Annotated in this window: 8 protein-coding genes and 1 rRNA gene; 8 read left to right on the forward strand and 1 reads right to left on the reverse strand. The window is 44.8% G+C overall.

What is annotated here, in order from left to right; genetic code table 11:
• Positions 1–17 precede the first annotated feature (17 nt).
• The 5 genes from ABXR35_RS23825 to ABXR35_RS23845 all read left to right on the forward strand — a co-directional run bounded on the left by ABXR35_RS23825 (position 18) and on the right by ABXR35_RS23845 (position 4171).
• A complete protein-coding gene (locus ABXR35_RS23825; RefSeq protein ID WP_367064567.1) occupies positions 18–329 on the forward strand; it encodes a YbaB/EbfC family nucleoid-associated protein in 312 nt (103 codons plus the stop codon).
• A gap of 52 nt (positions 330–381) precedes the next feature.
• A complete protein-coding gene (gene recR, locus ABXR35_RS23830; RefSeq protein WP_367064568.1) occupies positions 382–978 on the forward strand; it encodes a recombination mediator RecR in 597 nt (198 codons plus the stop codon).
• 268 nt (positions 979–1246) lie between these two features.
• Entirely contained in the window at positions 1247–2263 is a 1017-nt protein-coding gene (locus ABXR35_RS23835; RefSeq protein WP_367064569.1) for a LacI family DNA-binding transcriptional regulator, read from the forward strand.
• A gap of 93 nt (positions 2264–2356) precedes the next feature.
• Positions 2357–3232, forward strand: coding sequence for a carbohydrate ABC transporter permease (locus tag ABXR35_RS23840; protein WP_367064570.1), 876 nt, complete (start codon positions 2357–2359; stop codon positions 3230–3232).
• A 78-nt stretch (positions 3233–3310) separates the two neighbouring features.
• A complete protein-coding gene (locus tag ABXR35_RS23845; RefSeq protein WP_367064571.1) occupies positions 3311–4171 on the forward strand; it encodes a carbohydrate ABC transporter permease in 861 nt (286 codons plus the stop codon).
• Between the two features lie 51 nt (positions 4172–4222).
• Here the strand turns inward: ABXR35_RS23845 and ABXR35_RS23850 are convergent, their stop codons facing one another.
• Positions 4223–4402 carry a hypothetical protein gene (locus ABXR35_RS23850; RefSeq protein WP_367064572.1) on the reverse strand — a complete coding sequence of 60 codons (180 nt, stop codon included), beginning with the start codon at positions 4400–4402 and terminating at the stop codon, positions 4223–4225.
• A 162-nt stretch (positions 4403–4564) separates the two neighbouring features.
• On the opposite strand from ABXR35_RS23850, the gene ABXR35_RS23855 reads away from it, so the two are divergent.
• The 3 genes from ABXR35_RS23855 to ABXR35_RS23865 form a co-directional block, all read left to right on the forward strand.
• Positions 4565–5707: an ABC transporter substrate-binding protein gene (locus ABXR35_RS23855; RefSeq protein WP_367064573.1), complete on the forward strand. Its 1143-nt coding sequence runs from the start codon at positions 4565–4567 to the stop codon at positions 5705–5707.
• Entirely contained in the window at positions 5707–5889 is a 183-nt protein-coding gene (locus ABXR35_RS23860; RefSeq protein WP_367064574.1) for a hypothetical protein, read from the forward strand. The genes ABXR35_RS23855 and ABXR35_RS23860 overlap by 1 nt, the downstream gene beginning before the upstream one ends.
• Before the next feature lie 533 nt (positions 5890–6422).
• Positions 6423–6499 (forward strand): 16S ribosomal RNA (locus ABXR35_RS23865); the annotation flags it as partial.

The following is a 6499-nucleotide window of genomic DNA, read 5'->3' on the forward strand; positions in this document are numbered from 1 at the left end:
TCGAGGAGATGATCGTAATGGGTAACATGAACCAGATGATGAAACAGGTAAAGAAAATGCAGGAGCAAATGCTGAAAGCACAGGAAGAATTGGGCGGCAAAACCGTTGAAGGTACATCCGGTGGTGGCGTTGTTTCCGTTGAAGTGAACGGACACAAAAAAGTACTCGCTATCAATATCAAACCAGAAGCGGTCGATCCAGAAGATGTTGAAATGCTGCAAGATCTGATCATGGCAGCTGTGAACGATGCAATGACCAAAGCCGAAGAACTCGCCAACCAAGATATGGGCAAATTCACAGGCGGAATGAAGATTCCGGGCCTGTTCTAAAATAACAGATCGGCATTCGTTAAAATGACCGGTCTCAAAGGAGATCGCTGTATTGTATTATCCCGAACCGATTGCCAAGTTGATTGATGCTTTTACACACCTGCCGGGAGTTGGACCGAAAACAGCAGGGCGGCTGGCTTTTCATGTATTGCGTATGAAAGAGGATGACGTAATCGATTTTGCCAAAGCCCTGGTGAATGTGAAGCGCAATCTTCACTATTGTTCGGTCTGCGGTAATATTACGGACTCCGATCCTTGCCAGATTTGTCAGGACAAAACCCGCGATGCTTCGGTGATCTGTGTTGTGCAGGAGCCGAAAGATCTAGTAGCAATGGAGCGGACCAGAGAGTTTAACGGATATTATCATGTATTGCATGGTGCGATTTCTCCGATTGAAGGAATTGGACCGGAAGAGATCAAACTCAAAGAATTGCTGAACCGCCTGAGCGATGAGCGCGTACAGGAGTTGATTCTGGCAACCAATCCGAATATCGAGGGTGAAGCGACCGCGATGTACATTTCCAGACTGGTCAAACCGTTTAACCTTCGAGTGACTCGTATCGCGCACGGTCTGCCTGTCGGCGGCGATCTGGAATACGCGGATGAAGTTACACTCTCCAAAGCGCTAGAAGGACGTCGCGAACTCTAAGCTACATCCCAAAAGAAAACAGGTCATCCGACAGGGGTGGCATGCAACTATTATGTATAACAAGGTGTCAGGTCCTATTTTATAGGGGCTGGCGCCTTTTTTTGTTACTTTTTATAGATTTAGGGTATATGGTAAGAGTCACGTTTCTGGGAACGTTCCCATTTTGGCATCTGTACTATCTAAATCCACGAACCATATGTAAGACACTCTGCCGATTCCCTATGATTTTTGAAATCCTATATACCTTATAGAGAAAAGGAGGTACATCATGCAGCCTACCATTCATGATGTAGCCCGATTGGCTAACACATCCAAAAGCACCGTATCGCGTTACTTGAATGGCCAAAAGGTCAAAAAGCATACAGCGCTTGCACTGGAGCAAGCAATTCGCGAGTTGAACTTTCACCGTAATATGAATGCTCGGCGGCTGGTCATGAATAAAACATTTACTATCGGTGTGATCGTAGATAATATTTCGAATACGTTTTATTCCGGTTTGATCCGCGGCATTGAGCAAATGGTACACCGCAGCGGCTATAATAGCGTTTTTTACAGCTGGGACTCTACACTTACCGACCATCCTAGAGAAGAAGAGAAACGAGAAAGCACATTTTTGAAGCTGCTGCATGAAGGTCAGGTAGATGGATTAATCATGCTTAGTTTCTGTAAACGCAGCTTGGAGGAACTGCAGCGAATCGCGGATACGCCGTACCCAGTAGTATTGATTGGGGATGATGGACAGCAGGAGCAGTTGTTGTCGGTCGATGTGGATCATGAAGCTGGTATTGATGATACGGTGCAGTATCTATACGATCTCGGTCATCGGCGGATATCTTATATTTCTGGTCCCTCATACATAACAGCTAGTACCTATCGGTTTCAAGGATATGTGCAGGCACTGCAACAGCGAGGCATAGATTACGACGAGAAGCTGGTGATCTCATCAGATTGGAGTAAGGAGGGAGGATATACGGCAATGCAGCATCTATTAAAACGGTCCTCTTTTACCGCGGTCATCGGCTCCAACGATGAAGTGGCTGTCGGAGCGATGCGTGCTGCCGTGGAAGCGGGACTGCATGTACCGACCGACATGTCGATTGCTGGCTATGATGATATTCCCATTTCCGCTTGGATTATGCCGGGCTTGACCACAGTGAGGCAGCCGCTGGAACAGGTGGGTCAGTATGCAGCAGACCTTCTGTTTAGCAAAATAAATGAGTCTGTGAGCAGTAGTCGACGATTTCGTCCCAAGCTTATCGTGCGATCTTCATGCGAATCCGTATAGCAGTTTGGTGCAATCCCGTATGAACAGGGATTGCACCAAATGGAAGTCAAATATTCCTCTAACGTGAATAGCTACAAGCAAAGGAGGGGAGAAATGAATTCCCGGCTGAACAAATACTATTTTGGCTATATTTTTGTGGCACCGTTTTTTATTTCATTTGCTCTGTTCGGACTTATTCCGATTGGTTACACGTTGTATCTCAGCTTTATGAGCTGGGATGCCTTTACCGATCCGACCTATGCCGGTCTTGATAATTACGTGCGGTTGCTGCATGATCTCGCCTTTTACCAGTCTATCGGCAACACCCTCATTATCTGGGTACTCTCGATTGTGCCACAGCTTCTGATTGCCATCACACTGGCAGTTCTCCTAAATGAAAAGTTTATCCGTGGTAAGCATTTCTTCCGTGCAATTTATTATTTTCCGAATCTGATTACGCCAGTTACGCTAGGTGTATTGTTCAGTCTGATCTTTGACTGGCAAACAGGTAGTATCAACAAAATGCTCATGACATTCGGTTTGGTCGACGACCCAGTCAATTGGTTTAACAATCCGTGGTGGTCCCGACTGATCGTAGCAGCGGTGATTTGCTGGCAGAATTTTGGCTTTAATATGATTGTTTTTATCGCCGGACTTCAAGGTATTTCCTCCGAAGTATATGAAGCCGCTGAGATGGATGGAGCAGGCGGGTGGCAACGCACATTGTACGTCACTTTGCCATTGTTGCGTCCCGTCTTCCTATTTACGCTCATTACGTCCGTAATTGGTGGGTTACAGCTGTTTGATTCGCCGTTCATGATCGGCAATGGACCGAACAATACGACACGTACCATGATTATGTATTTGTATGAGACTGCTTTTAAAAATTTCAATTTCAGCTATGGAGCGGCGATTGCTTACGGTGTCTTTGTCATCGTTATGATCTTCACCGTTATTACACTTCTGATTACTCGCAAAAAGGCAGCCTGATGGATTACTTCTATAAGCAATGATTCATATAAAACCTGTAGTCCCTATGAGGCAATGACAGACATCGAGGAGGTTGTTATGGAAGTGAGTCAAACGGGTACGATACAACACCGACAGACAGGCAACTGGATTGCTCGGCTCATCATTTATCTGTTTTTGATTGGCAGTGCCGTGATTTGCTTGATTCCGTTTTACAGTATGTTTATAACGGCTACTCATACCAATTCCAGTATCGCCCGTCAGCTATTGCTGATTCCCGGTGGAGAGCTGCTGCATAACTATAGCAGACTGGTAGAAGCGGTACCGATCTGGCGCGGATTTTTCAATACGACTCTGATCAGTACCATATCGACACTGCTGACAGTCTATTTTTCCGCGTTAGCGGGGTATGGTTTTTCCAAATATCGCTTTCGTCTGAATAGCGTATTATTCGGCATCGTATTAGGCACAATGATGATTCCGGGGCAATTGGGCATTATCGGTTTTTATCGTCTGATGGATTCGTTTGGCTGGCTTAACACCTATTGGCCCTTAATTCTGCCCTCCATCCATAACGCATTTGGGGTTTTCCTGATGAAGCAGTTTGCCGATAGCATGATTCCATCCGAGATGGTGGAGTCGGGACGGATCGATGGAAGTGGGGAATGGCGGATTTTTCATCGTCTCGTATTGCCGCTGCTGATGCCGGGTATGGCAACACTGGCCATATTCACGTTTATTGGCAAATGGAATGATTTCCTCAATCCATTAATTATTCTGTTCGATAGCCAGTTACAAACCTTGCCCGTAATGATTGCCGGAGTAAAGTCGCAATTCAGTGCCGATTTTGGCGCACAATATGTAGGGATTGTGATTTCCATTATTCCGATTCTGATTGTATTTTCGATCATGTCTAGACGGATTATCGGAAGTGTAGCTGCTGGTGCCGTGAAAGGATAAAGCATGGCTCTATAACAAAGAACACCATACTGCGTACTATGCAACTCTCTATTATGCTATGCAAACTGTGCTGTAAAAGTTATCATTTTCAAGCCACAGCCACAGCCACAGCCACAGCCACAGCCACAGCCACAGCCACAGCCACAGCCACAGCCACAGCCACAGCCACAGCCACAGCCACAGCCACAGCCACAGCCACAGTAGCAGAGTAAAGGAAGAGCGGAAGAACATAGTTCTGCTTCCCTATGAGAACTGCATAAACGAAACGTATACATGGTACTGGCCGGAGTACACAAAGCACAGTTCTCTATTCCATAACCAAGTAAAAAGATGAAAGGGTGTATACACTTTTTTGACTGTCAGATTGTATTTCACTATAAAGGGGAGAAAATAATGAGCAACCTTACTATCATGACAAGAGTGATCAAAGAGGGCAAAGGGAGTTATACATGGAAAGCGGTTATACTTATGCTAACAGTAGCGATATTGTTAGCAGGATGTGGAGGAGGGAGCCAAAAACAAGAGGCAAGTCAGCCCGCTCGCAATGCCGACGGTGAATTGGAAGGCACACTTGTTATCTGGACGTTCTTCAATCAAGTTGAGGATATGGCTGCTCAATTTATGAAGGAACATCCGAAAGTCAAAGTGGAGGTACAAACCTTCCCGGGTGATGATTATCAAACCAAGCTGCTGACTGCTCTGCAATCGGGGCAAAATGTACCGGATATTTTTGATCTGGAGCGTTCGTATATCGGCAAATTTATCGACTCCAAATATCTCACCGACCTGTCTGAAATGGGAGCGGAAGACGTAGTCAAAGCGTATATTCCGTATGTACAAGCAATCGGGCGAGATGCCAATAATCAAATACGCGCCGTGTCTGACCATTCTTCTCCCGGCGGCTTTTGGTATATCCGTGACAATGCCCGCAAATATCTCGGTACCGATGACCCACAACAGATTGGTGAGATGACCGACAGTTGGGATAAGATCATAGAATTGGGTCAACAAGTACAGCAGAAGAGTGGCGGTAATGTGCATCTGATTGCCAATTCCGGTGATCTTTTCGATATTGAAGCTTATAATACAGAGCCATGGGTAAAGGATGGCAAACTCAATATTGATCCCAAATGGCAGCAGTACTACAATATTCAGCGCCAGATCAATGATAACAATGTCGATGCCAAACTGCCGTTTATGTCTGCTGGCTGGGGTAATGCTCTTAATGACGGTAGCGTCATACTGACAACAATGCCTGCATGGGCATCCTTTATGATCGATAATGAAAATGGAGCAGCCAAGGGGAAATATGGAGTCGCCCCAACACCAGAAGGCTATTATAATGGCGGTACGTATCGCGGGATTTATAGCCAATCGCCGAACAAAGAGTTAGCTTATGAGTTTATTAAGTATATAGCGGGCGAAAAGTGGCAGCAGCACAATTTGGAAACGACAGGAAATATGCCAGGAAGTGCAGCCGTGTACGAGCAAAATATGAATCAGTTTAGTCTGATATTACAGGCGACCAGACTGTAATGAAGGTGTACTATAAAACCGTTAAGAATCTTCCTCCGATTCAGCCTGACAAATATAGTGAGGAAATTCTCGGACTATGGCGCAAAGTCGCTAAAGAAGGGATTACAAATGGAACAGAGTACAATAGTGTCGTAGCCACTTTTACAGAGCAGGTCCGCAATGCTTTTCCTGAATTGCAATAAAAGCTACAGACGTTCTATTCCAATACTATAAGCAGGTTCATCCAACGATTCTGACGTATCCAAGCAATACATGGATATGCCAGAATCGTTGGATGATATATGTGTTATAGCAATTAGTATAATAGTTGTTGACTAGCATTTATTTCTCGTGATATATTAAGCAACGGTCGCTGTTTCAATTATCAGCGAATATCGTCATCATTTAAACCGAATATAATATTCGAAAAAAAGTGTTGACGACAAAAACGTTCCATGATATATTATAAAAGTTGTCACGAACGAGTGATAACGATGTAAGGAATATCATGAAGATCTAAGTTAAACACTTGAAACGAGAAAAACTTCTTAAAAAAGTGCTTGACGAAAGAAACACAACATGATATGATATAAAAGTTGCTGCGACAGACACTGAACGGCAACGAAAGAGTTTGATCTTTGAAAACTGAACAACGAGTGAGTGAAGAACTTCGGTTCTTCAAAACAATAGAGAACAGCAATGTTCTCGCCAGCAAGAAATGAGCAAGTCAAACACTTTTATGGAGAGTTTGATCCTGGCTCAGGACGAACGCTGGCGGCGTGCCTAATACATGCAAGTCGAGCGGAGTCGATA

Source organism: Paenibacillus sp. JQZ6Y-1 (assembly GCF_040719145.1).
Lineage (GTDB): Bacteria > Bacillota > Bacilli > Paenibacillales > Paenibacillaceae > Saccharibacillus > Saccharibacillus kandeliae.